Origin of the sequence: Pseudomonas sp. TMW22090 (genome assembly GCF_022496665.1) — a bacterium.
Lineage (GTDB): Bacteria > Pseudomonadota > Gammaproteobacteria > Pseudomonadales > Pseudomonadaceae > Aquipseudomonas > Aquipseudomonas gregormendelii.
In genome coordinates this window covers 79,904-106,439 of sequence record NZ_SCFH01000006.1, presented here as the reverse complement: position 1 = coordinate 106,439, position 26,536 = coordinate 79,904, and the positions used below count along the sequence as shown (strand labels likewise).

Below are 26,536 nucleotides of genomic sequence, written 5' to 3'. Positions count from 1 at the left end.
GCCAATGTTTTAAAGGCTATATAAAACAGTTAGTTGCGTGATTTTAAGACAGCGGGGAATGATTTGAGTGTAGCGAAATCGCTACAGCTTGGGGCGTGGAAAAAAGGCTATCTGTATCAAAGCCTTGCACACCGGTGGCTGGGGACGGTTGTAGCGATATCGTTCCGCTGTAGCGCTTTCAGTACGGCTGGAGGTCGTTTCCAGGCAGGTTAGAAGCCTTCCGATTGGAATTCGTCCCGTAGGAGCTGCCGAAGGCTGCGATCTTGTCGCAGGCAACACAGTAACAACGTCAAAAGATCGCAGCCTTCGGCAGCTCCTACAGGATGGGGGCCAGGCCGGAGCATTCAGCGACTGCTACTGCCTGGTGGGGATGCCGTACTTGCGCAGTCGATGCGCGATCGCCGTGTGGGAGGTCTGCAGGCGGCTGGCGAGCTGCCGGGTCGAGGGGTAACTGACGTAGAGTTTTTCCAGCAGGGTTTTCTCGAACTCGTCCATGGCCTGCTCCAGGCTGTCGACTTCGGTGTCGCTCTGGCGCGCCACCGAGGTGCCGGCGATGTCGAGGTCGCCGATGTCCACCAGGCTGCTCTCGCAAATGGCAGCGGCGCGGAAAATCACGTTCTGCAACTGCCGTACGTTGCCTGGCCAGCGGTTGCCCAGAAGCGCCGGATAAGTCCCGGGCGCCAGGCGACACACCGGACGCTGGATCTGTGCACAGGCCTGCTGCATGAAGTAACGGGCCAGCAGGAGGATGTCCTGGCCCCGCTCACGCAGCGGCGGGACTTCGACATTCAGGACATTCAGGCGATAGAAGAGGTCTTCGCGGAACGAGCCTTCGCTGACCATTTTTTCCAGGTCGCGGTGGGTTGCGCTGAGGATGCGCACATTGACCTTCACTTCGCGGTCACCACCGACTCGCCGAAAGCTGCCGTCATTCAGAAAGCGCAACAGTTTCGCCTGCAGGTAGGGAGACATCTCGCCGATCTCGTCGAGAAACACCGTACCCTGGTTGGCCAGTTCCATCAGTCCCGGTTTACCGCCTCGTTGCGCTCCGGTGAATGCGCCGGGGGCGTAGCCGAACAGTTCGCTTTCGGCGAGGTTCTCCGGCAATGCCGCGCAGTTAAGCGCCAGGAAAGGTGAGCTGTAACGGGCGCTGATGGCGTGGCAGGCGCGTGCGACCAGTTCCTTGCCGGTGCCCGTTTCGCCCTGGATCAGCAGGGGGGCATCCAGGGCCGCCACGCGCTGGGCACGGGCCTTGAGGGTGCGGATGGCGGGAGATTCGCCGAGCAGCGCATCAAAGCCTTCGGCATGGTCGTGGTGCAGCGCTGACAGGCGCTCGCCGATGCGGTTGGGTTGATACAGGGTCAGCAACGCACCGGCGTCGGTAATGGGCGTGGCGTCGAGCAGCAAGGTCTGGCCGTTGACGGTGATCTCGCGCAGCGGCAGGCGAAAGCCGTGCTCCAGCAACGCGTCGAGCAGCGCCGGGTCGGCAAACAGCTCCGCCACGCTTTCCCCGGCAGGTTCGCGACCATACAGGGCAATCAGTGCCGGGTTAGCCAGCAATACATTGCCCGCACTGTCGAGCGCCAGCACCGGGTCGGTCATGGCGGCCAGCAAGGCATCGAGCTGCAGGTGCCGACGCTGGCCAGGCAGGATGTCCACCACCGTCACGGCCTGCACGCCGCGCACGCTGAACAGCGCATCGCGCAGCTCTTCAAGTACTTCCGGGCTCAAGGTCGGAGCGTCGATGTAGACGTTGGGCGGCACCATTTCGACCGCATCCAGGTTGAGGTTGCGCCCACCGAGCAACGCCAGAACTTCCTGGGTGATGCCGACTCGGTCGATGAAGCTGACGTGAATGCGCATGGGGCGATGGGGTTCTGGCGTGCGGAGGGTGGCAAGTATGCCTTGGCCAGGGCTGCAGGTGAAATCCTGGACTGATATCGCGGCCCGTCAGAAGCAAAGGTTGCCTGGTGTGCATTGGCCTGTGGGAGCAAAGCTTGCTTTGTTCCCACAGGCCTCCATTACAGCTTTACTCCTGCAGGGCTGTGCCGGTTATTCGAGGTGTTCGGGTTTGACCGGGTCGCCGGATTTGACGTCGAGCTGTGCCCGGACGTCTTCAAACATCAGGTCGTACGCCTTGTGCACCGTACCAATGCCGGCGTCCTTGGGCAGGCCATGCTTTTGCGCCAGGCGAGTGGCATGGCGGGCGAAATCGAAAGCCTGGTCCTTGGGCAGGAAAAACTCTTCCTGCAGTTCCTTGCCCTGCACCGAGCCATGCATCTTGAACAGCATGCCTTCACCTTCCTTGGGGTCCTGGGTCACTTCATAGTCGATGCTCAGCGCGTAGCTGTAGTCATCCTTGTTCAGCGCCGTGCGCTCGATATGCAGGTGACCGGGCTCGAACGTAGCCATTGGCATCTCTCCGTATCAGTTGGTAATGCCAGGTGTCGCCGCGCAGGCGGGAGCGCCGGCAGGGGCCTGGATAATCGTTTCGCTGTCCGAGAGTGGACCGAACAGCGCGATATTTCCAGTAAAGCGAGCTCGTTCGAGTATTTCCAGGCTCACCCCCACAGGGGCCGGTCAGACGCGGAACTGATCCATCAGCTTCATCTGATGGGTCGTCAGCGAATTGAGATGGCTGCTGATCTGTGCCGATTCGGTCGCTTGCCCGGTCAGGGTTTCGGTCACGGTGCGGATGGCCGAGACATTGCGGTTGACCTCTTCGGCCACGGCGCTTTGCTGCTCGGCGGCGCTGGCGATTTGCAGGTTCATGTCGCTGATCACGGTGACCGCGTCGCTGATCTTGCTCAAGGCCTGGACCGCTTGCTGGATCTGGCCAGCGTTGCTGTGGGCCTGGGTCTGGCTCGAGTGCATGGTGGCAACCACGCCTCGGGTGCCGGTCTGAATACGTTCGATCACGCTGCGAATTTCTTCCACCGAGTCCTGGGTACGTTTGGCCAGGTTGCGCACTTCATCAGCCACCACCGCAAAACCACGGCCACTCTCGCCGGCGCGGGCGGCTTCGATGGCGGCGTTGAGGGCCAGCAGGTTGGTTTGTTCGGCGATGCTGCGGATCACTTCCAGCACTGAACCGATCTGCTCGCTGTTGACCGCCAACGCTTCGACTTCGGTGACCGCCTTGCTGACTTCGTCGGCCAGTTGATTGATGTCGCGGGTGCTGCGCTCAATGATCTGCATGCCATCGCGGGCCGATTGGTCGGCGCCTTTGGCGGCGTTGGCCGCATTGGAGGCACTGTTGGCGACGTCGTGGGCGGTGGCGCTCATTTCATTGGACGCGGTGGCAACCTGATCGATCTCGCGGAACTGCACCTGCATGCCTTCGCTGGTCTGGCGGGCAATTTCCGAAGACTGGTCGGCCGTGCCGCGCGCATCGGTAATGCTCTGTTTGATCTGCGCGATGGTCGGCTGCAGCTTGTCGAGGAAGCGGTTGAACCAGCTGACCAATTCGCCCAGTTCGTCTTTCTTGCTGTACTGCAGACGCTGGGTCAGGTCGCCGTCGCCGCTGGCAATCGCCTTGAGCATCTGGGCAACGCTGTTGATCGGCCGGGTCACGCCCGAGGCGGTGAGCCATATCAGCAACAGGCCGACCAGGCCTGCCGCCACAGCCACCAGCACGGCTTTGATGGTGCCGCTTTGCTGGGCCTCATCGAGTACCGCTTGCAGCTTTACCGAATCGGCCAGCAGTACGCTTTTCGGCAGGTCGATCACCACGCCCCAGGGCTTGGAATCGGCAATCGGGCTGACCGGATACACGGCGCGAATCAGTTCGCCCTGCTCGAGGATTTTCGCTGTGCCAGCGCTGAGCAACTGCAGCACTTCCTTGCCATCGGTGCCCAGGGTGTCGGCGATGCTTTTGCCGACCTTGCTGGCGTCAACACTGTAACCCGCGAGCACGCCACTGCCGGAGACGATCAGCATGTGCCCGGCGCTGTTGAACAGGTCGCGCTGGGATTCGACAGCGGCGGCTTGCAGGGCATCGAGGGCGATATCCACACCGACCACGCCAATGGTTGTGCCATCCACCAGCAGCGGCACGGAAATGGTGGTCATCAGCATTTCCTTGCCGTTGACGGTATCGGCATACGGGTCCAGCAGGCAGGTTCGCTTGCTGTCGCGAGGGCAGGTGTACCAGCTGTTATAGGGCGTGCCGTTGATGTTGAGGGTGGTCTTGGTCATGTCGTCTTCGACCATGATCGTGTTGATCCCGGCACCACCGGCACGGCTCCAGTAACTGGCAAATCGCCCGGCCTCGTTGGACTGGCGCGCTGCGTCGTTGGCAAATTCGCTGTCCTTGCCGTCCAGGCCGTTGGGTTCGAATGCCAGCCAGAACCCCAGCACTTTACCGTTGCGCTCAAAGGCGGTTCGCAGGCTCTGGTTCAATTCCTCACGCACAGCCCCCGCGTCCAGGGACCGTTTGGCCGCCATGTTGCGCAGGTCCTTGATCTGATCCGCCAATGCCGTAACCACCGTCAGGCTCTCGCCGAAGGTCTTCTGCACCCGCACCGCTTGCTCGGCGGCTTTGGCTTGCAGCAGATTCTGCACGCTGTCGGTGAGCATTTTGCTGCTGGAGGCGCTGACCAGTTCGTCGTTCTGATTGGTCTGGTAGATATTCATGCCCACGATCAAGGCAATCACGCCCAGCAGGCAAAGGCCGGACAGCAGCACGATTTTCAGGCGGATGGAGAGAGAGTCGAACATAAGGCGAACTCGCGAATGGATGAGGTTTTGGCTGTGGGTCGGGATCGACCCGGTTCGCCAAGTCCATTCAGCGCCATGGGAGAGGCATCGGCGTAGGAAAGCTTTGCATGAGCAAAAGCCGATGAACGGTCAGCGCAAGCGTTTGCGAGGGTTTACGGGGTGTCTGGAAGCTCGCTATCACGAGCAGCCTCGCTCCCACGTTGAACCAGGTCACTGTGGCGGACACCTGTGGGAGCCAGCCTGCTGGCGATGGGCAGGACTCGGTCTTTCAGGAAGGTTGTGCCAGGGACTCGGGCCTCGACCAGATCCACAGATTGCCCAGGCTCATCCCGGCGATGGCAAGGTAGATCGGCCAGCCGTGATCGAGCATCACCAGCATCAACCCGGCACACAGCAACATGCTCAGGGTGGCGCTGACTTTGGCGCGACGGGTGATGATTTTGCCGTTGCGCCAGTTGCGGAGCATCGGGCCGAACAGGCGGTGGTTCTCCAGCCAGGCGCTAAGGCGTGGGGAGCTTCGGGTAGCGGCCCAGGCAGCGAGCAGGATGAATTCGGTGGTGGGCAGGCCGGGCACCACAATCGCAATCAGGCCGATTCCGAGGCTGATATAGGCGAGCATGCCAAACAGGATGCGGGACAGTTTTGAAGTAGAGGCTGGAGGTTGAGTCATGACCAATATCAGGTAAGAGGTCCGGCCGCTTCAACGACCGGTTTTTTGCCGTCAACAGGGGGCAGCTTAAACGGTCTGAGCCTTCACCTGACTTTTTCCTACTGTCCGGAGCAGCAACTCCAGACGAGCGAAGGCATCTCTGGATGCCTTATCCACCTGAGCTTCTTCTTCGGCGCTCAACTGTAAACTGTCGAAGATGGCATTGAATGCTTTCCAGCCCCGCGCGCGGCCGCCTGCTGGCTCCGCCAGGTGCCGCGCACCCCGGGTCTCACTGTAGCCCAGGCCGACAGCTTGCTTGAACAGTATGGCGGCACCCAGTTTCGAGCCTTCGGACACCCGGACCCAGGCCAGGGCCTCCGCAAACGCAGGGGACTGCAGCGCACCCGGGACTGCTTCAGGGATACTCGAACCCAAGTCGGCCAGGTCTGCCTCTGCCGCTTTTACCCGGCAACGTTCCGGCAAGTCGGGAAAGAGCTTGATCAGCTCCGGGTCCTGGTACAACCCCTGGATTTCCGATTGAAACAAATATTGCATCTGGACGAACCGGGCGAAGCCGGCATGCGTATCGGTGGGGGCAAATTCGGCGACTGTGTTTTCCAGGCTCTTGTGCAGGTCGTGAGTCAGTTCCCGGACTCGCTGGGAGCGTGGAATCATCACCGGGCTGGCCTCGGAAGTCGAAGTTTGTGCAGACATGTCGTTCTTTCCTTGAGAAATCAGTACTGGTCATTTTGTTATGAACTAGACGAACCAGCAGTCACGGTCGAGTAAAAAATCTCACTGCGCCTTTCTTCAAACAGCACAGTGAGCTTCAGTGGTTCAGATATCCCACACCAGATTGACCGAGAAGTTACGCCCCGGCTGGGTCAGGCGGTCGAGGTTGGCAGGCTGGGTCACGGAGGCTTCGCCCACGCTGTCGTAGCCGCGCACGTCATCCCACTGCCAGTACTTCTTGTTGGTCAGGTTGTACAGGCCGGCGTTGACGGTCACATCGTCGGTCACCTTGTAGAAACCGGCGAGGTCGAGCACGCCATAACCCGGGGTCTTGAACTGGGTGCTGGTGCCATCAGGGGTATTGAAGTTGGTGCTGTCGACCCGGTCCTTGCGTTTGACCAGGGTCCAGCTGAGCAGTGCGCCGTATTTGTCCTGGTCATAACCGAGACCGAATACGCCGGTCAGCGGGTTGATGCTGTTCAGCGGTTCGCCGCTGTCATCGTTGCGACCGTACAGGTAAGACAAAGAACCCTGGGTGTAGAGGCCATCGGGCGCGCCGAATGTGTCCAGGTTCAGGCGACCCTTGAGCTCCACACCCTTGATGGTGGCATGCTTGATGTTGTTGCTCTGGAAGGTGAGTTCGTCGTAACCCGGGGTAATGGCGTTCTCGTTGATGAAGTCGCGGTACTTGTTATAGAACACCGCGACGTCGAAGTTGCCGGCTTCAAACTGGCCACGCAGGCCGGTTTCGTAGCTCTTGCTCTTTTCCGGTTCGAGGTTGGGGTTGGGTGCGACCTGATAACCGCCGGAGGTATTTTCGAAGCGGCCGTACAGGGCCTTGGCACTCGGTGTGCGGAAGCCTTCGGCGTACTGGCCGTACCAGGTGTAGTGGTCGTTGAACTGGTAAGTGGTGCCAAACTTCGGCGACAGGCGATGCCAGGTCTTGGTGCTGTCATTCACCTCGCCATTGCCGCTCTGGTCGGCGGTGGCCAGGAATCGCTCGGTCAGCTGCGGCTTGAGCTGGGTGTAGTCGTAGCGCAGGCCGGGTACGAAGGTCCAGTTGTTCCAGCTGATCTGATCCTGGGCAAACAGGCTATAGGTGTTGATGGTCGGGTCCGGGAAATCGCTGGCCGGGGTCAGGGTGTCGGCGGCGCTCGGCGCTCCGATCACCCGGCAGGCCCCGCCCACGCTCAGACAGGTGCCGTCGCCGGTGCGCAGGCCGGTGACTTTGTCCTGCTTGAAGGTGGTGCCGTAGGTGACGAGGTGATCGGTTGCGGCGACGGCAAACGCCTTGTCGGCCTGGGCATCGAACACCCACTGGCGATCCTTGTAGGTGGTGTTGCGATTACGCAGCACGGTGCGCGACGGCGCGTAGATTTCCTGGGTGCTCTGATCGGTCTTGGCGAGCTGGTAGTTCAGGGTCCATTTGATGTTGTCGGCGAGCGCGCTGTCGAGGCCGAAGCGGTGCTCAAGGCCAAAGCGCTCGCGGGTAATGGTTTCGTTGCCGCTGCGCGCTTTATAAAAACCAAAACCGCGCCCGGCGTTAAACGGTCCGCCCACTGCACTCAGCTGGTTGGTGTCACGGTCGTCCTTGTAGTGCTCGTAAGTCAGACCGAATCGCCCGTTCTCGGCATAGTCCCAGCCCAGCTTGGCGAGGATGTTGGTAGTACGCACGTCTTCCGGGTTGGCTTCGGTGCGATTGAGCCCGGTGCCGCCGGTCTCGCCATAGGACTCGGTTTCATGCCCGTTGCGCTGGCTCAGGTGCAGCAAGCCATCGAAGTCGCCAGTGCGCCCGGCGACGGTGCCGGAGGTCAGCCAGCTTTCGTCGGCCGAGCTGTAGCCGGTCTTCAAGCGAGCGCCGACATCCTGGCCGTGTTTGATGATGTCGTTCGGGTCGAGGGTGTAGTAGCTGACTGCACCACCGATGGCGTTGCTGCCATACAGCACCGAGGCCGGTCCGCGGAGGATCTCTACGCGCTTGACGATTTCCGGGTCGACGTAGTTGCGATTGGTCTGGGCGTAGGGGCCGTTAAAGAAACCGTCAGGCACTTGTACACCGTCGACCTGGGTCAGCACCCGGTCGCCATCGATGCCACGGATGTTGTAGCCGGTGATGCCTGAGCGCTGCCCTGTACCACCTACGGATACGCCTGGCTCATAGCGCACCAGGTCCTTGATGGAATTGACGTTGTTGCGGTCAAGTTCTTCACGGGTGTGCACCGTGACCGTGCTCGGTACGCTGCTCACGTCCTGTTCCTGGCGGGTCGCGCTGATGGTTACCTGCTGCAGGTTCAGCGCGCCGGTGTTGTTGCGCAACTCCAGGACGATGTTGTTGTTGCCCAGTTTGCGATAGCTCAGGTTGGTCCCCACCAACAGGCGATCGAGGGCGGTTTCCGGCGGCAGGGAGCCGCGCACGCCGGGCGAGGCCACCCCCTGCGCCAGCTCGGCGGAAAACCCGACCTGCCAGCCCGTCACAGCGGTAAACGCATTCAGCGCCGACACCAGGGATTGCTGGGGAATGGCGAAGGCGTAGTCACCGATGTTGCGGGTCTGTTGGCCGTCGGCGGTGGCGGCCAGCAATGGCGCGCTGCCGGCCATCAGAATGGCGGCGGTCAGCAGCGACAGCACGCGCGAAGGGGTAGGGGACTGGCGGGTAAGGCGAGAGGACATCGATAGCGCTCCGTGTCGCACGAATCTTTATAGGTGCTGATTGGCATTTGTGGATGCGAATCAATTGCATTGGCTATAACGAGACGAACGAGCGTCAGCTATCGAGTAAAAATAATTCTCATTTAGTTCAAAATCACCAGCGCCGGGAATTCCCTGAGTTGCGCCGAGGTGATGTGGGCCAGGGAGCGCACCACGTCCAGCGGCTGGTCGAGGCGATAATTGCCGGTCACGTTGATCTGCGCCAATTGCTCGTTGTTGTTGATGATCCAGCCAGGATAATAGCGACGCAGTTCGGCCAGGACCTGGCTCATCGGGCAATTCTCGAACACCAGGCGGCCCTGGACCCACGCCAGTTCTGTGGCGGCGTCGAGTTTGGCCGGGCGGTCAAAACCGTTGGGGCCGATGCGAATACTTTCCCCAGCCGACAGGCGCACCCTTGCATCGTCGCGTGTGGCGCGCAGGTCGACATCCCCGCGCTGCACCTGAACCTGCGCCACGCCGTCCAGGTAACGCACGGCAAAAGCGGTATCGCGCACGCTCGCCTTCACCGGGCCGGCATCGATTTCCAGCGGCTGGCCACGATTGCCGGCCACTTCAAAAAACGCTTCGCCCTGATACAGGCGGGCAATGCGCTGCCGATCATTGATGGTGCTGGAAAACGCCGAGTTGGTATTGAGCAGGACTTTTGAACCGTCCTCCAGTTGCAGGCGCTGGCGCTCCCCGACGACGGTCAGATGATCGGCCTGCAGGCGTATGGGCAGATTGCTGAAGCTGAACAGGCCGAGGATCAGCACGGCGGCGGTTGCCAGGGGTTTCCAGTGCGGACGCAGGCGCGACAGTACCGATACCTTTGGCGGCCGGGCCGCCAGTGTCTGCGCACTCAGCATCACTTGCGGGCCATCCCATATCGCCTGCGCCTCGGCAAACACCTGGGCATTCATCGGGTCGGCGGCGAGCCAGGCCTGAAATGCCTGAGACTGTTCCTCGCTCGGACTGCCCAGCACGATGAGCCAGTCCAGGGCCTGGTCCATCGCGTTGGCGCGGTCCTGCGCCGGGGAGGGCGGAGGCGAGCGGCGGGTGTGCGTCACGGGTTTTCCTCGGCAGTGTCTGTGCACTGCTGTTTTTTTAGTGGAGCGTGAAAAGACGCAAGGGTAGCAAAGCCTCGCGAACTCAGGCGCCGTTCAGGCGTTCGGCAACCCCGATGCAGATCGCCATGATCAGCTTCAGTTCCTTTTGCACGGTGCTCATCGATACGTCCAGTTGCTCGGCAATTTCAAGGTAACTGTGGCCGTGCAGGCGACTGAGGATGAAAATCTTCTGTTGGCGCGAGCTGAGTTGATTGAGGCTCACGTTCAGGCGCTCCAGCAATTGTTCGGCATGTGCGGCATCCTCGGCGCTGCTGACCGGCGCGGCGACACTTTCAACCACGTCCGGTGGCACGTCATCGACCAGAGTGCGCGACTGGATGCGCCGCGCGCGCAGGTGGTCCAGCGCGAGGTTGCGGGCGGTCTGGAATACAAAGGGTTCAAGGTGATCGATGGCCCGTTCACTGAGCGCGCGCGTCACTCGCAGGTAGGTTTCCTGCAGGAGGTCTTCGGCGGTGCTGTGATTGTTGACCATCCGCTCCAGCGTGCGCAGCAGGGAAACCCGCTGGGCGATGAAGACGTGGTTGAAGCGCGATTGACTCACGGGAGGACCTGATCCATTTCGAGCGAATGATAATGCTTATCATCTACTGTCATGGTCAAGCGCTTAATCGTGAAAATCTGTGCAGGCGCTGCCGCAGGCTGCAATCTTTTGATTTGGCTGTCAAAAGATCGCAGCCTGCGGCAGCGCCTACGGAAATTCGTGGTGAGTTGCCGATTTATTCGGCGTTACACAGCGCCAGGCAGTTATCCAGCATGCGGTTGGAGAAGCCCCATTCGTTGTCGTACCAGGCCAGCACCTTCAGCAGCTTGCCGCTGGTTTTGGTGTGGTTGGCGTCAAAGATCGACGACAGCGGGTTGTGATTGAAGTCACTGGAGACCAGCGGCAGGGTGTTGTATCCGAGGATCTTCGAATGCTGGCTGGCTTCCTTGAGCAGCGCGTTCACTTCATCAGCCGAGGCTTCGCGTTTCAACTGCACGGTCAGGTCCACCAGCGACACATTGATCACCGGCACCCGTACCGCCATGCCCGTCAGCTTGCCCGCCAGTTCCGGCAACACCAGCCCGACTGCTTCAGCCGCACCGGTCTTGCTCGGGATCATGTTCTGGGTCGCCGAGCGCGCGCGGTAAGGGTCGGTGTGGTAGACGTCAGTCAGGTTCTGGTCGTTGGTGTAGGCGTGAATGGTGGTCATCAGGCCACTTTCGATACCCAGCTCACGGTGCAGCACCTGCGCAACAGGGGCCAGGCAGTTGGTGGTGCACGAAGCGTTGGAAATGATCTGGTGCGACTGGCGCAGAATATCGTGGTTGACGCCATACACCACGGTGGCATCGGCGCCCTTGGCCGGGGCCGAGATGATGACTTTGCGCGCACCGGCAGTAATATGCGCGGCGGCCTTGGCCCGGTCGGTGAACAGCCCGGTGCATTCGAACACCACGTCGATTTTTTCCGCAGCCCAAGGCAGTTCTGCCGGATTGCGAATCGCGCTGACGGCAATGCGGTCGCCGTTGACGGTCAGGCTTTCCTGATCGTGCTGCACATCGGCGTCGAACGTGCCGTGAACGGTGTCGTATTTGAGCAGATGAGCGTTGATCGAGCTGTCACCCAGGTCATTGATAGCAACGATCTGCAAGTCCTGGCGATAGCCTTGGGTATACAGTGCGCGCAGGACGTTGCGGCCGATACGGCCAAAACCATTTATTGCAATTCGAAGAGTCATTTAACTGGGCCGCCGTCGTTTTGTTGTTGGAATTACAAGATTATTCGCATAAAAATAGAAAACAAGCCTTTTTAGTGGCAATATTTTGTTCAATCTACAACGAGTGACCTGAATCAACTGGTCCGACCGATCAAGAAAGCCGTCTGTCATCTCAATCACAGCGGTGCTTGTTCAGCATAGACAATCAGGTCGCCACATCCGTTAGCCTGGAGTTCTACACATGCATCCCCGCGTCCTTGAGGTCACCGAACGGCTTATCGCCCGCAGCCGCGCAACCCGCGAGGCTTACCTTGCGCTCATTCGCGGTGCTGCCAGCGACGGTCCGATGCGCGGCAAGCTGCAGTGCGCCAACTTCGCCCATGGCGTGGCGGGTTGCGGCACTGAAGACAAGCACAGCCTGCGGATGATGAACTCCGCCAACATCGCAATTGTTTCGTCATATAACGACATGCTCTCGGCGCATCAGCCGTACGAAGTCTTCCCTGAGCAGATCAAGAAGGCACTGCGCGAGATCGGGTCGGTCGGCCAGTTCGCCGGCGGTACCCCGGCCATGTGCGATGGCGTGACCCAGGGCGAGCCCGGCATGGAGCTGAGCCTGCCGAGCCGCGAAGTGATCGCGCTATCGACCGCCGTGGCCCTGTCCCACAACATGTTCGACGGCGCATTGATGTTGGGCATCTGCGACAAGATCGTGCCGGGCCTGATGATGGGGGCACTGCGCTTCGGTCATCTGCCGACCATCTTTGTCCCCGGCGGGCCGATGGTCTCGGGTATTTCCAACAAGCAGAAAGCCGATGTGCGCCAGCGCTATGCCGAAGGCAAGGCCAGCCGCGAAGAGCTGCTGGAATCGGAAATGAAGTCCTACCACAGCCCGGGTACGTGCACCTTCTACGGCACCGCCAACACCAACCAGTTGTTGATGGAAGTGATGGGCCTGCACTTGCCGGGTGCTTCCTTCGTCAACCCGAATACGCCGTTGCGCGAAGCCTTGACCCGCGAAGCGGCCCATCAGGTGACCCGCCTGACCAAGCAGAATGGCGACTTCATGCCCATCGGCGAAATCGTCGACGAGCGTTCGCTGGTCAACTCGATCGTGGCGCTGCATGCCACCGGCGGCTCGACCAACCACACCCTGCACATGCCAGCCATCGCGATGGCGGCCGGTATCCAGCTGACCTGGCAGGACATGGCCGACCTTTCCGAGGTGGTGCCAACCCTGAGCCACGTGTACCCCAATGGCAAAGCCGACATCAACCACTTCCAGGCGGCGGGCGGCATGTCGTTCCTGATCCGCGAACTGTTGGCGGCCGGGTTGCTCCATGAAAACGTCAACACCGTGCTGGGTCATGGTCTGAGCCGCTACACCCTGGAGCCTTTCCTGGATAACGGCGAGCTGGTGTGGCGCGAAGGCCCGACCGACAGTCTCGACGAGAGCATCCTGCGTCCGGTGGCCCGGGCGTTTTCCCCCGAGGGCGGCCTGCGCGTGATGGAGGGCAACCTCGGGCGCGGCGTGATGAAAGTCTCGGCAGTGGCGTTGGAGAACCAGATAGTCGAGGCGCCAGCGATGGTATTCCAGGACCAGCAGGACCTGGCCGATGCGTTCAAGGCCGGTCTGCTGGAGAAGGATTTCGTCGCCGTGATGCGCTTCCAGGGCCCGCGTTCCAATGGCATGCCGGAACTGCACAAGATGACGCCGTTCCTTGGCGTGTTGCAGGACCGTGGCTTCAAAGTGGCGCTGGTGACCGACGGGCGCATGTCCGGCGCTTCGGGGAAAATCCCGGCGGCGATTCACGTCAGCCCTGAAGCTTATGTCGGCGGCGCTTTGGCCCGGGTGCAAGAGGGCGATATCATCCGCGTCGATGGCGTCAAAGGCACCCTGGAGCTTAAGGTGGACGCCGACGAATTTGCAGCGCGCGAACCTGCCAAGGGCCTGTTGGGCAATAACATCGGCAGCGGTCGCGAACTGTTTGGTTTCATGCGCATGGCCTTCAGCTCGGCGGAGCAGGGCGCCAGCGCCTTCACTTCTGCCCTGGAGACGCTTAATTGAAACTGGCTTTGGTCGGTGACATCGGTGGCACCAACGCACGGTTTGCGTTGTGGAAAGACCAGCAACTGGAGGCCATCCAGGTGCTGGCGACGGCCGATCACGCCAGTCCGGAGGAGGCCATTGCCCTCTACCTGAGCGGGCTCGACCTGGCGCCGGGCTCCATCGGCTCGGTGTGCCTGTCGGTGGCTGGCCCGGTGAGCGGCGACGAATTCAAGTTCACCAACAATCACTGGCGACTCAGTCGCAAGGCGTTCTGCCAGATCCTGCAGGTGGATGAGCTGCTGCTGGTCAATGATTTCTCAGCCATGGCGCTGGGCATGACCCGGTTGCAGCCGGACGAGTTTCGGGTCGTTTGCCCAGGCACGCCGGAGCCGTTGCGGCCGGCAGTGGTCATCGGTCCGGGCACCGGCCTGGGGGTCGGCACCTTGCTTGACTTGGGCGCCGGGCGTTTTGCCGCCTTGCCCGGGGAGGGTGGTCACGTCGATCTGCCCCTGAGCAGCCTGCGGGAAACCCAGCTGTGGCAGCATATTTTTAATGAGATCGGGCATGTCAGCGCCGAGACGGCGTTGAGCGGCGGTGGCTTGCCGCGAGTGTACCGGGCGATTTGTGCGGTGGACGGGCACGAAGCGGTGCTCGACACCCCGGAGTCGATCACCGCCGCCGGCCTGGCCGGCGACCCGATTGCGCTGGAAGTGCTGGAGCAGTTCTGCTGCTGGCTCGGCCGTGTGGCGGGCAACAACGTGCTCACCACTGGCGCACGGGGCGGCGTGTACATCGTCGGCGGGGTGATTCCGCGCTTTGCCGATTTCTTCATTGAAAGCGGTTTTGCCCGGTGTTTTGCCGACAAGGGGTGCATGAGCGATTACTTCAAGGGCATCCCGGTGTGGCTGGTGACGGCGCCGTATTCCGGGTTGATGGGGGCGGGTGTGGCGCTGGACCAGGCCTGAAACCGCGTCGCCTCCATCGCGGGCAAGCCACGCTCCCACAGGATTACCTGCATCTGAAAATGTGCGCATTACCTTGTGTGGGACTTGCCCGCGATGGGCCCCGAACAGGCAATAAATTTCCAAGGTTCATCAGGCATAATCCGCCCCAACCCAAACAACAAGGACGCCGCCCCGTGAGCTCAGTCAACAAGTCGATTTTGTTGGTCGATGACGATCAGGAAATACGCGAGTTGCTGGATACCTACCTGACCCGCGCGGGTTTCCAGGTGCGTACCACACCGGACGGGGCCGGCTTCCGGCAGGCCATGAACGAGGCGCCGAGCGATCTGGTGATCCTCGACGTGATGCTGCCGGACGAAGACGGTTTCAGCCTGTGCCGCTGGATCCGCCAGCACCCGCGGCAGGCCCAGGTGCCCATCATCATGCTCACCGCCAGCTCCGATGAAGCCGACCGCGTCATCGGCCTGGAGCTCGGGGCCGACGACTACCTCGGCAAACCCTTCAGTCCCCGGGAACTGCAGGCGCGGATCAAGGCGCTGCTGCGGCGAGCACAATTTGCCCAGGAACGCTCCGGCGGTGAAGTGCTGGCCTTCGATGACTGGCGCCTCGACATGGTCAGCCATCGACTGTTCCACACGGACGGCGAGGAAGTCATTCTCTCCGGCGCCGATTTCGCCTTGCTCAAGTTGTTTCTCGATCATCCCCAGGAAATCCTCGACCGCGACACCATCGGCAACGCCACCCGTGGCCGCGACCTGATGCCCCTGGATCGTATCGTCGACATGGCGGTCAGCCGCCTGCGCCAACGCCTGCGCGACACGGAAAAACCGCCACGGCTGATCCGCACCGTGCGCGGCAGCGGCTATCAGCTGGCAGCCAATGTGGTTGCCAGCAATGGTCACTGAGTTCCTGCGCAAACTGGCGGCCAGGGTGCCGGTGCCGCGTTCGCTGCTGGGGCGGATGTTGCTGCTGACACTGTTGGCGGTGTTGTTTGCGCAGACATTGTCGAGCGTGATCTGGGTGTCGCAGCTGCGTGCTACCCAGCTTGAAGGCCTGGTCACCAGTGCCCGCAGCCTCGCGCACTCAATGACCGCCAGCGTCAGTTACTTTCGATCCCTGCCCGTCGCCTTCAGGCCGCTGGTCCTCGATCAGTTGCGCAGCATGGGCGGCACCCGTTTTGTCGTGACGCTCAACGACAAACCCCTGGGCATGGAAGTGCTGCCGATCACCCCGCGTAAAGCGGCGGTGCTCAAGGCGGTGGACGAAGTGTTGCGCCAGTCCCTGGGACAGGACGCGGACATCTCCGTGACCTTCGTCAGCCCCGAGGACCTGCGAATTTTCAACGGCGGCCTGAAACTCGACGAGTTGCCACGCTCCTGGGCGCATTACGCGCTGACCCTGGAACCGGTGAATCCACCGGTGCTGGTCACGCAGATCCAGATGGCGCCCGGCGAATGGTTGTACATCGCCTCGCTCCTGCCCGAGCCCTACACCAGCCTGGAAGAGCAGGGCCTGCCTGCGCAGCAAGTGTGGTTCATCGTGCTCACCAGCGGCTTTTTGCTGTTGTTCATCGGCTTGCTGGTGCACTGGCAAAGCCGGCCGCTCAAGCGCCTGGCGCGAGCCGCGCGAGACATGTCCCTGGGCGCCGAGGTAGAACCAGTGGCTGAAGGCGGTGGCAGTGAAGTGGTCGAAGTGGGCCGCGCTTTCAACGCCATGCGTGAACGCATCAGCCGCTACCTGACCGAGCGCAGCCAGTTGTTCAGCGCCATATCCCACGACCTGCGCACGCCGATTACCCGGTTGCGCCTGCGCGTGGAATTGCTCGAGGACGAACAGTTGCAAGCCAAGTTCGGCCGCGATCTGGATGAGCTGGAATTGCTGGTCAAAGGTGCGCTGCAATGCGTGAAAGACACCGACATCCACGAGAACATCGAGGCAGTGGACCTCAATCACGTGCTCGATTGCCTGGTGGAGCCGTACCTGGCGCCCAACGGCAACGGTCGCGTAACCCAGCAGGGCCGGGCACTGGCGGCCTACCCCGGCAAGCCGCTGGCACTGAAGCGGTGCATTGGCAACCTGATCGACAATGCCTTGAAGTACGGGCAGAACGCGCACCTGCATATCGATGACGATGAAAGCGCATTTATCCTGCATGTCGATGATGAAGGCCCGGGTGTGCCGGAGCAGCGTTTGGAGCAGGTGTTCGAGCCGCACTTCCGGTTGGCCGGGCAGCAGCAGGGGTATGGGTTGGGGTTGGGCATTGCGCGCAACATCGCCCACAGTCATGGCGGCGAAGTCAGCCTGCAGAACCTGCGTGAAGGTGGTTTGCGGGTGACGTTACAGTTGCCGCGTAGTGTTGATTAGGTACACCGCGTAATCGTTCTTCGCGGGCGAGCCCGCTCCCACAGGATTACCTGCATTCTCAAATTGTGTGCATAACCCCGTGGGAGCGGGCTTGCCCGCGAAGGCGTCAGTCGATCCAACCTATACTCAGATCAAATGTCACAAAGTGGTGACATAACCCACCCCCTTCGTTACAAGCCCGCCACTCCCCGTTGTTTAGACTGCCCCCAGTCATAACAACAAAAAAGGCACACCATGCACACCTTCCAACCTGCCTTCAGCAGCTGGCTGAACGCCCACGCGCATCAGCAATGGCTGGCCGCCGAAGGCTTGCGTCTGCTGGCGTTCGCTAAAGCCTCCAGACTGCCTGAGGGCTTCGGCAACCTTGATGAAAAGGGCCGCCTGCCGGCCAATGCCCGCGCCGAAACCATGAACACCGCACGCATGACCCACAGCTTTGCCATGGCTCACATCCAGGGCCTGCCGGGCTTTGCCGAGCTGGTAGACCATGGCGTCAAGGCCCTCAGCGGCCCAATGCGCGATGCCGAGCATGGTGGCTGGTTCGCCGTTGCCGATCATCAGGACGCAAACACCGGCAAGGCCGCCTACCTGCACGCTTTCGTCGCTTTGGCTGCCAGTTCCGCTGTCGTCGCGCAACGGCCTGGCGCGCACGCCTTGCTCGCTGACGCGATCAACATCATCGACACGCGTTTCTGGAGTGAAGAGGAGGGCGCCATGCGCGAATCCTTCAATCGGGACTGGAGTGAAGAGGAGCGCTACCGCGGCGCCAACAGCAACATGCACGCCACCGAAGCCTTCCTCGCCCTGGCCGATGTCACCACGGACAAACGCTGGCTGTGCCGCGCCCAGCGCATTGTCGAGCGGTTGATCCATGGTCATGCCGCCGCCAACGACTACCTGGTGGTCGAACACTTTGACCGCGACTGGCAGCCCCTGCGCGAGTACAACCACGACAACCCGGCCGACGGTTTTCGCCCCTACGGCACCACGCCAGGCCACGGGTTCGAGTGGGCGCGGCTGTTGCTGCACCTCGAAGCGGCACGGGTCCAGGCCGGGATGCTCACGCCGGGCTGGCTGCTCAGCGACGCGCAAAAACTCTTCGAGCACAACTGCCATCACGGCTGGGAGGTCGATGGCGCTCCTGGCCTTGTCTACACCCTCGACTGGGGCAATCGCCCGGTGGTGCGGCACCGTCTGCACTGGACCCATTGCGAGGCCAGCGCCGCCGCCAGCGCATTGCTCAAGCGCACCGGCGACAGCCAGTACGAAGCCTGGTACCGGCTGTTCTGGGAATTCTGTGACCGTCACTTCATCGATCGCGAAGCGGGCAGCTGGCATCACGAACTGGACCCGCAAAACGTTCCCAGTGCCGATATCTGGCCCGGAAAACCCGATCTGTATCACGCCTGGCAGGCCGTCCTCATTCCCGGCCTGCCCCTGGCTCCGAGCCTGGCCACCGCTCTGGGGTGGGTGTCCCAGGGCGTTCCTGTGTAACCATGTGGTGACATTCCAGCGTCCCTTCGTTACCTGCGAGGGGCTGACTCCTGTTTAAAATCCATGCAGCGCAAGCACCAGACTTGCATGCATAACAACAAGAAAGGTACTTCCAGATGAATGCGATTTCTCGCCTCGCTACGCTCATTTCTCTTGCCTCCCTGTCTGCGCTCCCTCTCAGTGCTCTTGCCGCCGATGCCAAAGGTTCGGTGGAAGTGGTTCACTGGTGGACGTCGGGTGGTGAAAAAGCAGCGGTCGATGTGCTCAAGGCTCAAGTTGAAAAAGACGGCTTCACCTGGAAAGACGGCGCCGTTGCCGGGGGTGGCGGATCCACGGCCATGACCGTGTTGAAAAGCCGCGCCGTCGCCGGGAACCCGCCTGGCGTTGCCCAGATCAAGGGCCCCGACATCCAGGAGTGGGGCAGCACCGGCTTGCTCAGCACCGACACCCTGACCGACGTCGCCAAGGCGGAAAACTGGGACGGCCTGCTGTCGAAGAAGGTCTCCGACACCGTCAAGTACGAAGGTGACTACGTTGCGGTGCCGGTGAACATCCACCGCGTCAACTGGCTGTGGATCAACCCGGAAGTCTTCAAGAAAGCCGGGATCGACAAGGCTCCCACCACCCTCGAAGAATTCTACGCCGCCGGCGACAAGCTCAAGGCCGCCGGCTTCATCGCCCTGGCCCACGGCGGTCAGCCTTGGCAGGACAGCACGGTATTCGAAGACGTGGTGCTCTCGACCATGGGCGCCGACGGCTACAAGAAAGCCCTGGTAGACCTGGACCAGAAAACCCTGTCTGGCGCTGAAATGACCAAGGCTTTTACCGAGCTGAAAAAGCTCACCGGCTACATGGACCAGAACCGCGCCGGTCGTGACTGGAACATCGCTGCCGCCGATGTCATCAACGGCAAGGCCGGCATGCAGATGATGGGCGACTGGGCGAAAAGCGAATGGACGGCGGCGAAGAAAGTCGCCGGCAAGGACTACCAGTGCGTGCCGTTCCCGGGCACCGAAAAAGCCTTCACCTACAACATCGATTCCCTGGCCGTGTTCAAGCTCAAGGCCGATCGCAAAGGCGACATCGCCGCTCAGCAAGATCTGGCCAAGGTCGCCCTGGGTACCGATTTCCAGAAAGTCTTCAGCATGAACAAAGGCTCGATCCCGGTGCGCACCGACATGCTCAACGACATGAGCGTCCTGGGCTTCGATTCCTGCGCCCAGACCGCAGCCAAGGACTTCCTGGCTGACGAGAAGTCCGGCGGCCTGCAACCGAGCATGGCGCACAACATGGCCACCTCCCTGGCCGTGCAGGGCGCGATCTTCGACGTGGTCACCAACTTCATGAACGACAAGGACGCTGATCCGGCCAAGGCCAGCGCCCAACTGGCATCGGCTGTCAAAGCGGCCCAGTAATCCCCGACAGCGAGTGAGCCCCTGGTAGGAGTGCCGCAGGCTGCGATCTTTTGATCTTGATTGTAAAAAACAAAATCAACAGATCGCAGCCTGCGGCAGCTCCTACGAGGGATCACACTCCGATCCTTAAATCTAAACCTGGATTATCCCGATGAGCTCTGTGGCGGTTTTCAGCAAAGCCTCACCGTTCGATGCGCTGCAACGCTGGTTACCCAAGTTGGTACTCGCGCCGAGCATGCTCATCGTGTTGGTTGGTTTCTACGGTTACATCATCTGGACATTCGTCCTGTCCTTCACCAATTCCAGCTTCATGCCGAGCTACAAATGGGTCGGCCTGCAGCAATACACCCGGTTGCTGGACAACGACCGCTGGTGGGTCGCGAGCAAGAACCTCGCCCTGTTTGGCGGCATGTTCATCGGCATCAGCCTGGTACTGGGGGTGTTCCTGGCGGTGCTGCTGGACCAGCGCATTCGCAAGGAAGGCTTCATTCGCACCGTCTACCTGTACCCGATGGCGCTGTCGATGATCGTCACCGGTACCGCCTGGAAATGGCTGCTCAATCCGGGCCTGGGCCTGGACAAGATGCTGCGTGACTGGGGCTGGGAAGGCTTTCGGCTCGACTGGCTGGTGGATCAGGATCGCGTCGTCTATTGCCTGGTGATCGCTGCCGTATGGCAAGCCTCCGGGTTTGTCATGGCGATGTTCCTGGCCGGCTTGCGCGGTGTCGATCAATCGATCATCCGTGCCGCGCAAGTCGACGGTGCGAGCTTGCCGACCATCTACCTGAAGATCGTGTTGCCGAGCCTGCGCCCGGTATTTTTCAGCGCCTTCATGATCCTCGCGCACATCGCGATCAAGAGCTTCGACCTGGTGGCTGCAATGACCGCAGGCGGCCCGGGCTACTCGTCCGACCTGCCAGCGATGTTCATGTATTCCTTCACCTTCAGCCGTGGCCAGATGGGCATTGGTTCGGCCAGCGCCATGATGATGCTCGGTGCGATCCTGGCGATCCTGGTGCCTTACCTGTACTCGGAACTGCGAGGCAAACGCCATGAGTAATCAACTGGGCAAACCGGCGCTCAGCTTCAGCCGTATCGCCATTTACGCCACGCTGTTGCTGGCCGCTGCGGTCTACCTGATCCCGCTGGTGGTGATGCTGCTGACCAGTTTCAAATCCCCGGAAGACATTCGCACCGGCAACCTGCTGAGCTGGCCCACCGTAATTGACGGCATCGGCTGGATCAAGGCCTGGGACACCGTGGGCGGCTACTTCTGGAACTCGGTGAAGATCACCGTGCCGGCGGTACTGATCTCTACGTTTATCGGGGCCATGAACGGCTACGTCCTGTCGATGTGGCGCTTCCGTGGCTCGCAACTGTTCTTCGGCCTGTTGCTGTTCGGCTGCTTCCTGCCGTTCCAGACCGTGCTGCTGCCAGCCTCGTTCACCCTCGGCAAATTCGGCCTGGCCAACACCACCACCGGCCTGGTGCTGGTGCACGTGGTTTACGGCCTGGCGTTCACCACGCTGTTCTTTCGCAACTACTACGTGAGCATTCCGGATGCGCTGGTCAAGGCGGCACGCCTGGATGGCGCGGGCTTCTTCACGATCTTCTGGAAGATCCTGCTGCCGATGTCGATCCCGATCGTCATGGTCTGCCTGATCTGGCAGTTCACGCAGATCTGGAATGACTTCCTATTCGGCGTGGTGTTCGCCAGCGGCGACGCACAACCGATCACCGTGGCCCTGAACAACCTGGTCAACACCAGCACCGGGGCCAAGGAATACAACGTTGATATGGCCGCCGCGATGATCGCCGGGTTGCCGACACTGCTGGTCTACATATTCGCTGGCAAGTATTTCCTGCGTGGGCTGACGTCCGGCGCGGTCAAGGGGTAGAACATGGCAACTCTCGAATTACGCAACGTCAACAAGACTTACGGTGCCGGCTTGCCGGATACCCTGAAGAACATCGAACTGAAGATCAATGACGGTGAGTTCCTGATTCTGGTCGGTCCATCCGGCTGCGGTAAATCCACGCTGATGAACTGCATCGCCGGCCTGGAAAACATCAGCGGCGGGGCGATCCTGGTGGACGACGCCGACATCAGCGGCATGAGCCCCAAGGATCGCGACATCGCCATGGTGTTCCAGTCCTACGCGCTGTACCCGACCATGAGCGTGCGCGACAACATCGCTTTCGGCTTGAAGATTCGCAAAATGCCGGCGGCCGAAATCGACGCAGAAGTTGCGCGCGTCGCCAAGCTGCTGCAGATCGAACACCTGCTCAGCCGCAAACCGGGCCAACTCTCTGGCGGCCAGCAACAGCGTGTGGCCATGGGCCGGGCACTGGCGCGGCGGCCGAAGATTTACCTGTTCGATGAGCCGCTGTCCAACCTCGACGCCAAGCTGCGGGTCGAGATGCGCACCGAAATGAAACTGATGCACCAGCGTCTGAAAACCACCACGGTGTACGTGACCCACGACCAGATCGAAGCGATGACCCTGGGCGACAAAGTGGCGGTGATGAAAGACGGGATCATCCAGCAGTTCGGTACGCCGAAAGACATCTACAACAACCCGGCCAACCTGTTCGTGGCGAGCTTCATCGGTTCGCCGCCGATGAACTTCATTCCCCTGCGTTTGCAGCGCAAGGACGGTCGCCTGCTGGCATTGCTCGACAGCGGCCAGGCCCGTTGCGAGTTGCCATTGGGCATGCAGGACGCCGGTCTGGAAGATCGTGAAGTGATTCTGGGCTTGCGTCCGGAGCAGATCGTGCTGGCGGGCAACGAGCCGAACGGGCTGCCGACCATTCGCGCGGAGGTCCAGGTGACCGAACCGACCGGCCCCGACACCCTGGTGTTCGTCAACCTCAACGACACCAAGGTGTGCTGCCGCCTGGCGCCAGACGTCGCGCCGAATGTCGGCGAGACCCTGACCCTGCAATTTGATCCGTCGAAGGTTTTGTTATTCGACGCCAAGACCGGCGAGCGCCTGGGCGTCGCCGGCCAACCAAAAGCCGAAGCCCACAGCGCCAACGTCGCCCAGTTCAAGGGTCGCTGATGCAGGAACGAGGATGTGTAAACCGCGTTAGATAAAAACAGTTAATAACAATAAAACGAGGATGTAGGGATGAAGAAGAAGAACAACGCTCAGCTGATCTGCCAATTGTCAGCGATTGCGGCGATGAGCCTGGCTGGCACCGTGCACGCCGCTGAAGCGTTCAGCCCCGAGTCGAAGTGGATGACGGGCGACTGGGGTGGTGAGCGGACCAAGCTGATCGAGGCGGGCTACGATTTCACGCTGGAGTACGTGGGCGAAGTCGGCTCCAACCTCAAGGGCGGTTACAACGATGACACCACGGCGCGCTACAGCGACCAGTTTGCCCTGGGGGCGCAACTGGACCTGGAAAAGATCTTCGGCTGGAAAGACGCCGAGTTCAAACTGGCGATCACCGAGCGTAGCGGCAAGAACATCTCCAACGATCGCATCGGCGATCCACGGGCTGGCACCTTCAGTTCTTCCCAGGAAGTCTGGGGCCGGGGTCAGACCTGGCGCCTGACGCAATTGTGGGTCAAGCAGAAGTATTTCGATGGCGCCCTGGACGTCAAGGCTGGTTACTTCGGCGAAGGCGAAGACTTCAACAGCTTCCCGTGCGACTTCCAGAACCTGGCGTTCTGCGGCTCGCAAGTGGGTAACTGGGTGGGCGGCATCTGGTACAACTGGCCGGTCAGCCAGGCGGCGATCCGGGTGAAGTACAACATCAACGACGAGCTCTACGCGCAGATCGGCGCGTACAACCAGAACCCGTCGCAACTGGAAACCGGCAACGGCTTCAAGCTCAGCGGCAGCGGCACCAAGGGCACCATCATTCCAGTCGAGTTGGTGTGGTCGCCAAACGTCAACAGCCTGCCGGGCGAGTACCGCGTCGGTTACTACAAAAGCACCGCCAAGGCCGACGACGTTCGTGAAGACGCCAACGGCAACGACGCGGCCGTCAGCGGTGATGCGTACCGCAGCCACAGCAGCAAGTCCGGCTACTGGTTCGTGGCCCAGCAACAGCTCACCGACCACAATGGCGACAAGAGCCGTGGCCTGAGCATCGCGGCCAACGCCACCTTCCATGACAAGGACACCAACGTCGTGGACAACTATCAGAACCTGATGCTGGTCTACAAAGGCCCGTTCAACGCGCGCCCCAAAGATGATGTGGGCATCGGCATCGCCCGTATCCACGTCAACGAAGACGCGCAGAAAAACCGCAAGCTGATCAACGGCGTCAATGGCATCGACGACTACGACAACCCGGCCTTCCTGCCTATCCAGGACACTGAGTACAACGCTGAAATCAACTACGGTTTCCACGTTACCAACTGGCTGACCGTGCGTCCCAACCTGCAGTACGTGAAGCACCCCGGTGGTGTGGATCAGGTGGACGACGCGATTGTGGCCGGCCTGAAAATTCAGTCGGTGTTCTAACGCTGTTGCGATAAGCTTCTCTCCATGTGCGCATTTTTGCGGACGGCCAAGGCTGTCCGCTTTTTTTTGGGGCGAGCACTTCCCGGTAACAGATGATTTTCAGGACTGCGGCACATGCATGAGCATCCGCTACAACGCTTCTTCAAATCCTTGCGCGAGCGTCCTGTGTTCGCGTGGGAGCGCTATCAGCTGCGCGACGTGCTGGTGATCGATCATCCGCTCTGCCAGGCGGTGTTCAGCCGCCAGGGTGCGCAGTTGCTGCACTTCCAGCCCAAAGGCCAGAAACCCTGGCTGTGGTGCGCGGCGAAGTGGCCGCATGTCGGCGCGATTCGAGGCGGGGTGCCGGTGTGCTGGCCGTGGTATGGCCGCCATCCGAGCGAAAACGCCTGGCCGTCCCATGGCTGGGCGCGTCTGCTCGACTGGAAGTTACTCGACAGCAGCACGGACGACGACGGCGTGCGCCTGCACTGGCAGCTGCAGCTGTGCGACTGGCAAGTGGACCTGCATGCGCACCTTGGCGAGCGCCTGGACCTGCGCCTGGCGACTGAGCACCAGGACAGCCTGCCGTGTCAGTTGAGTCAGGCTTTGCATGCCTACTGGCGTATTGGCGACGTGGGTGAGGTAGCGCTGTCTGGGCTCGATGGGGTGCAAGGTTACGACCAGTTGAACCGCCAGGCATGCCAGCAGGAAGGCGAACTGCGGGTGGATGGTGGCTGCCAGCGGGTGTTCCAGCACGAGGGCGAATTACAGCTCAAGGACCCTGTCTGGCAGCGGCAGTTGTGCATCGATACCGGGGATGACGCAAACACCGTGGTCTGGCACCCGGGGACGCGGCCGTTGCTGGGAGTGAGCTGGAACGAAATGTCTGAATTCGTCTGTGTCGAGGCGGCGAGTGGCGGTGGGCGGGGACTGGCGCCGGGAGAGCAGGCGAATTTGAGTTTGCAGGCGCGGGTGGGTGCTTAGCTCGGAATGGGTGGTGTTGCGGCTGGCCTCATCGCGGGCAAGCCCGCTCCCACAGGGATCTGCGAAGCACACAAATCCATGCTTACTGACGATCTCTGTGGGAGAAAGGCTTGCCCGCGACGAGGCCCGACCAGGCAACACCGATGTTGGGCTTAGTTAAACTCATCCCCCACCGGATACCGGCTCGCATTCAGGCTCTCTTTGATCTTGCGCAAATGCGGTTGGAAGTCCACCCCCCGGCGCAGGGTCATGCCGGTGGCCAGCACATCGAGCACGGTCAGTTGAATGATCCGCGAGGTCATCGGCATGTAGATGTCGGTGTCTTCCGGCAGTGGAATATTCAGGCTCAGGGTGCTGGCCTTGGCCAGGGGCGAGCCTTCAGCGGTCAAGCCCAGCACCGAGGCGCCGTTTTCCCGGGCAATGCGCGCCACTTCCACCAGCTCGCGGGTGCGGCCGGTGTAGGAAATGATCACGAACAGTTCGCCGGTATGTGCCACTGACGCAATCATGCGCTGCATCAGCACGTCGGCATGGGCGGTGACGGCCAGGTTGAAACGGAAGAACTTGTGCTGCGCGTCCAGCGCAACCGGTGCTGAAGCGCCGAGGCCGAAGAAGTGGATTTGCCGGGCCTGGATCAACAGGTCGACAGCGCGGCTGATCAGGTTCGGGTCCAGGGCCTGCAGGGCGCTGTCCAGGGAGGCGATGGCGCTGCCGAAAATCTTCTTGGTATAGGCTTCCGGATTATCGTCCGCCTCCACCGCACGGCTGACATACGCGGCCCCGCTGGCCAGGCTCTGGGCCAGTTGCAGCTTGAGTTCCGGGTAGCCGCTGACACCGAACGAACGGCAGAAACGGTTGACCGTCGGCTCACTGACCTTCGAGGCCTGGGCGAGGGCGGCGATGCTGAAGCGGGTGGCCTGCTGTGGGTTGAGCAGGATCACCTCGGCGACTTTGCGTTCGGCCTTGTTCAGGTCTTCAAGGCGATTCTGGATCTGTTCCAGTAAATTTCGCACGCGGTCCATATATGTTCCTTGATTCACCTGTAAAAAGCCGCTCGGCTATGCGAATTGAGCCTTTGGTGAGGCCCGTGACGGTGGCCTATCCTACTGATGGCTCCGACTGACCACCACTCGCAATCCATATTTTGCGAAAATGTTGTGGTTATTACTACATTTTCTCTTGAGCGATGCCT

21 protein-coding genes are annotated in these 26,536 nt (G+C 61.1%); 11 read left to right on the top strand and 10 right to left on the bottom strand.

The window, feature by feature from the left end:
* Positions 1 to 354 precede the first annotated feature (354 nt).
* From EQV97_RS17820 to gap, 9 genes are all read right to left on the bottom strand, one after another.
* Positions 355 to 1,863 (bottom strand): sigma-54-dependent transcriptional regulator, encoded by a 1,509-nt coding sequence (locus EQV97_RS17820; RefSeq protein ID WP_045058213.1) that lies wholly within the window; start codon positions 1,861 to 1,863, stop codon positions 355 to 357.
* A gap of 189 nt (positions 1,864 to 2,052) precedes the next feature.
* Complete coding sequence (locus tag EQV97_RS17815; protein ID WP_045058212.1) at positions 2,053 to 2,412, bottom strand: DUF5064 family protein; 360 nt, start codon at positions 2,410 to 2,412, stop codon at positions 2,053 to 2,055.
* 168 nt (positions 2,413 to 2,580) lie between these two features.
* Positions 2,581 to 4,719, bottom strand: coding sequence for a methyl-accepting chemotaxis protein (locus EQV97_RS17810; protein ID WP_122840162.1), 2,139 nt, complete (start codon positions 4,717 to 4,719; stop codon positions 2,581 to 2,583).
* A 268-nt stretch (positions 4,720 to 4,987) separates the two neighbouring features.
* Positions 4,988 to 5,389, bottom strand: a complete 402-nt coding sequence (locus EQV97_RS17805; protein ID WP_122840163.1) for a YbaN family protein — start codon at positions 5,387 to 5,389, stop codon at positions 4,988 to 4,990.
* Positions 5,390 to 5,455: 66 nt separating this feature from the next.
* On the bottom strand, positions 5,456 to 6,082 hold the full coding sequence (locus tag EQV97_RS17800; RefSeq protein ID WP_225569445.1) for a biliverdin-producing heme oxygenase: 627 nt from the start codon (positions 6,080 to 6,082) through the stop codon (positions 5,456 to 5,458).
* A 123-nt stretch (positions 6,083 to 6,205) separates the two neighbouring features.
* Positions 6,206 to 8,770, bottom strand: a complete 2,565-nt coding sequence (locus EQV97_RS17795) for a TonB-dependent hemoglobin/transferrin/lactoferrin family receptor (RefSeq protein WP_240889376.1) — start codon at positions 8,768 to 8,770, stop codon at positions 6,206 to 6,208.
* Positions 8,771 to 8,892: 122 nt separating this feature from the next.
* Positions 8,893 to 9,858, bottom strand: coding sequence for a FecR domain-containing protein (locus EQV97_RS17790; protein ID WP_122840166.1), 966 nt, complete (start codon positions 9,856 to 9,858; stop codon positions 8,893 to 8,895).
* Between the two features lie 82 nt (positions 9,859 to 9,940).
* Entirely contained in the window at positions 9,941 to 10,459 is a 519-nt protein-coding gene (locus EQV97_RS17785; protein ID WP_122840167.1) for a sigma-70 family RNA polymerase sigma factor, read from the bottom strand.
* 175 nt (positions 10,460 to 10,634) lie between these two features.
* Positions 10,635 to 11,636 (bottom strand): type I glyceraldehyde-3-phosphate dehydrogenase, encoded by a 1,002-nt coding sequence (gene gap / locus EQV97_RS17780; RefSeq protein WP_122840168.1) that lies wholly within the window; start codon positions 11,634 to 11,636, stop codon positions 10,635 to 10,637.
* Between the two features lie 220 nt (positions 11,637 to 11,856).
* Between gap and edd the strand changes: the two genes are divergently transcribed.
* The 11 genes from edd (at position 11,857) to EQV97_RS17725 (ending at position 25,344) form a co-directional block, all read left to right on the top strand.
* Positions 11,857 to 13,683: a phosphogluconate dehydratase gene (gene edd / locus EQV97_RS17775; protein ID WP_045057897.1), complete on the top strand. Its 1,827-nt coding sequence runs from the start codon at positions 11,857 to 11,859 to the stop codon at positions 13,681 to 13,683.
* Entirely contained in the window at positions 13,680 to 14,630 is a 951-nt protein-coding gene (locus tag EQV97_RS17770; protein ID WP_045057898.1) for a glucokinase, read from the top strand. The genes edd and EQV97_RS17770 overlap by 4 nt, the downstream gene beginning before the upstream one ends.
* 173 nt (positions 14,631 to 14,803) lie before the next feature.
* Positions 14,804 to 15,535, top strand: a complete 732-nt coding sequence (locus EQV97_RS17765; protein ID WP_045057899.1) for a response regulator transcription factor — start codon at positions 14,804 to 14,806, stop codon at positions 15,533 to 15,535.
* Entirely contained in the window at positions 15,525 to 16,994 is a 1,470-nt protein-coding gene (locus tag EQV97_RS17760) for an ATP-binding protein (protein WP_122840169.1), read from the top strand. The genes EQV97_RS17765 and EQV97_RS17760 overlap by 11 nt, the downstream gene beginning before the upstream one ends.
* Before the next feature lie 234 nt (positions 16,995 to 17,228).
* Entirely contained in the window at positions 17,229 to 18,488 is a 1,260-nt protein-coding gene (locus tag EQV97_RS17755; protein WP_122840170.1) for an AGE family epimerase/isomerase, read from the top strand.
* 116 nt (positions 18,489 to 18,604) lie between these two features.
* Positions 18,605 to 19,903, top strand: coding sequence for an ABC transporter substrate-binding protein (locus tag EQV97_RS17750; RefSeq protein WP_240889375.1), 1,299 nt, complete (start codon positions 18,605 to 18,607; stop codon positions 19,901 to 19,903).
* 151 nt (positions 19,904 to 20,054) lie between these two features.
* Complete coding sequence (locus EQV97_RS17745) at positions 20,055 to 20,963, top strand: sugar ABC transporter permease (RefSeq protein WP_045059712.1); 909 nt, start codon at positions 20,055 to 20,057, stop codon at positions 20,961 to 20,963.
* Positions 20,956 to 21,801, top strand: coding sequence for a carbohydrate ABC transporter permease (locus tag EQV97_RS17740; RefSeq protein ID WP_122840172.1), 846 nt, complete (start codon positions 20,956 to 20,958; stop codon positions 21,799 to 21,801). The genes EQV97_RS17745 and EQV97_RS17740 overlap by 8 nt, the downstream gene beginning before the upstream one ends.
* A gap of 3 nt (positions 21,802 to 21,804) precedes the next feature.
* On the top strand, positions 21,805 to 22,965 hold the full coding sequence (locus EQV97_RS17735; protein ID WP_225569441.1) for an ABC transporter ATP-binding protein: 1,161 nt from the start codon (positions 21,805 to 21,807) through the stop codon (positions 22,963 to 22,965).
* A 69-nt stretch (positions 22,966 to 23,034) separates the two neighbouring features.
* Positions 23,035 to 24,381 carry a carbohydrate porin gene (locus tag EQV97_RS17730; RefSeq protein ID WP_122840174.1) on the top strand — a complete coding sequence of 449 codons (1,347 nt, stop codon included), beginning with the start codon at positions 23,035 to 23,037 and terminating at the stop codon, positions 24,379 to 24,381.
* 114 nt (positions 24,382 to 24,495) lie between these two features.
* Positions 24,496 to 25,344: a D-hexose-6-phosphate mutarotase gene (locus EQV97_RS17725; protein WP_122840175.1), complete on the top strand. Its 849-nt coding sequence runs from the start codon at positions 24,496 to 24,498 to the stop codon at positions 25,342 to 25,344.
* A gap of 152 nt (positions 25,345 to 25,496) precedes the next feature.
* On the opposite strand, the gene EQV97_RS17720 is transcribed toward EQV97_RS17725, so the two are convergent.
* Entirely contained in the window at positions 25,497 to 26,357 is an 861-nt protein-coding gene (locus tag EQV97_RS17720) for a MurR/RpiR family transcriptional regulator (RefSeq protein WP_175649041.1), read from the bottom strand.
* Between the last annotated feature and the right edge of the window lie 179 nt (positions 26,358 to 26,536).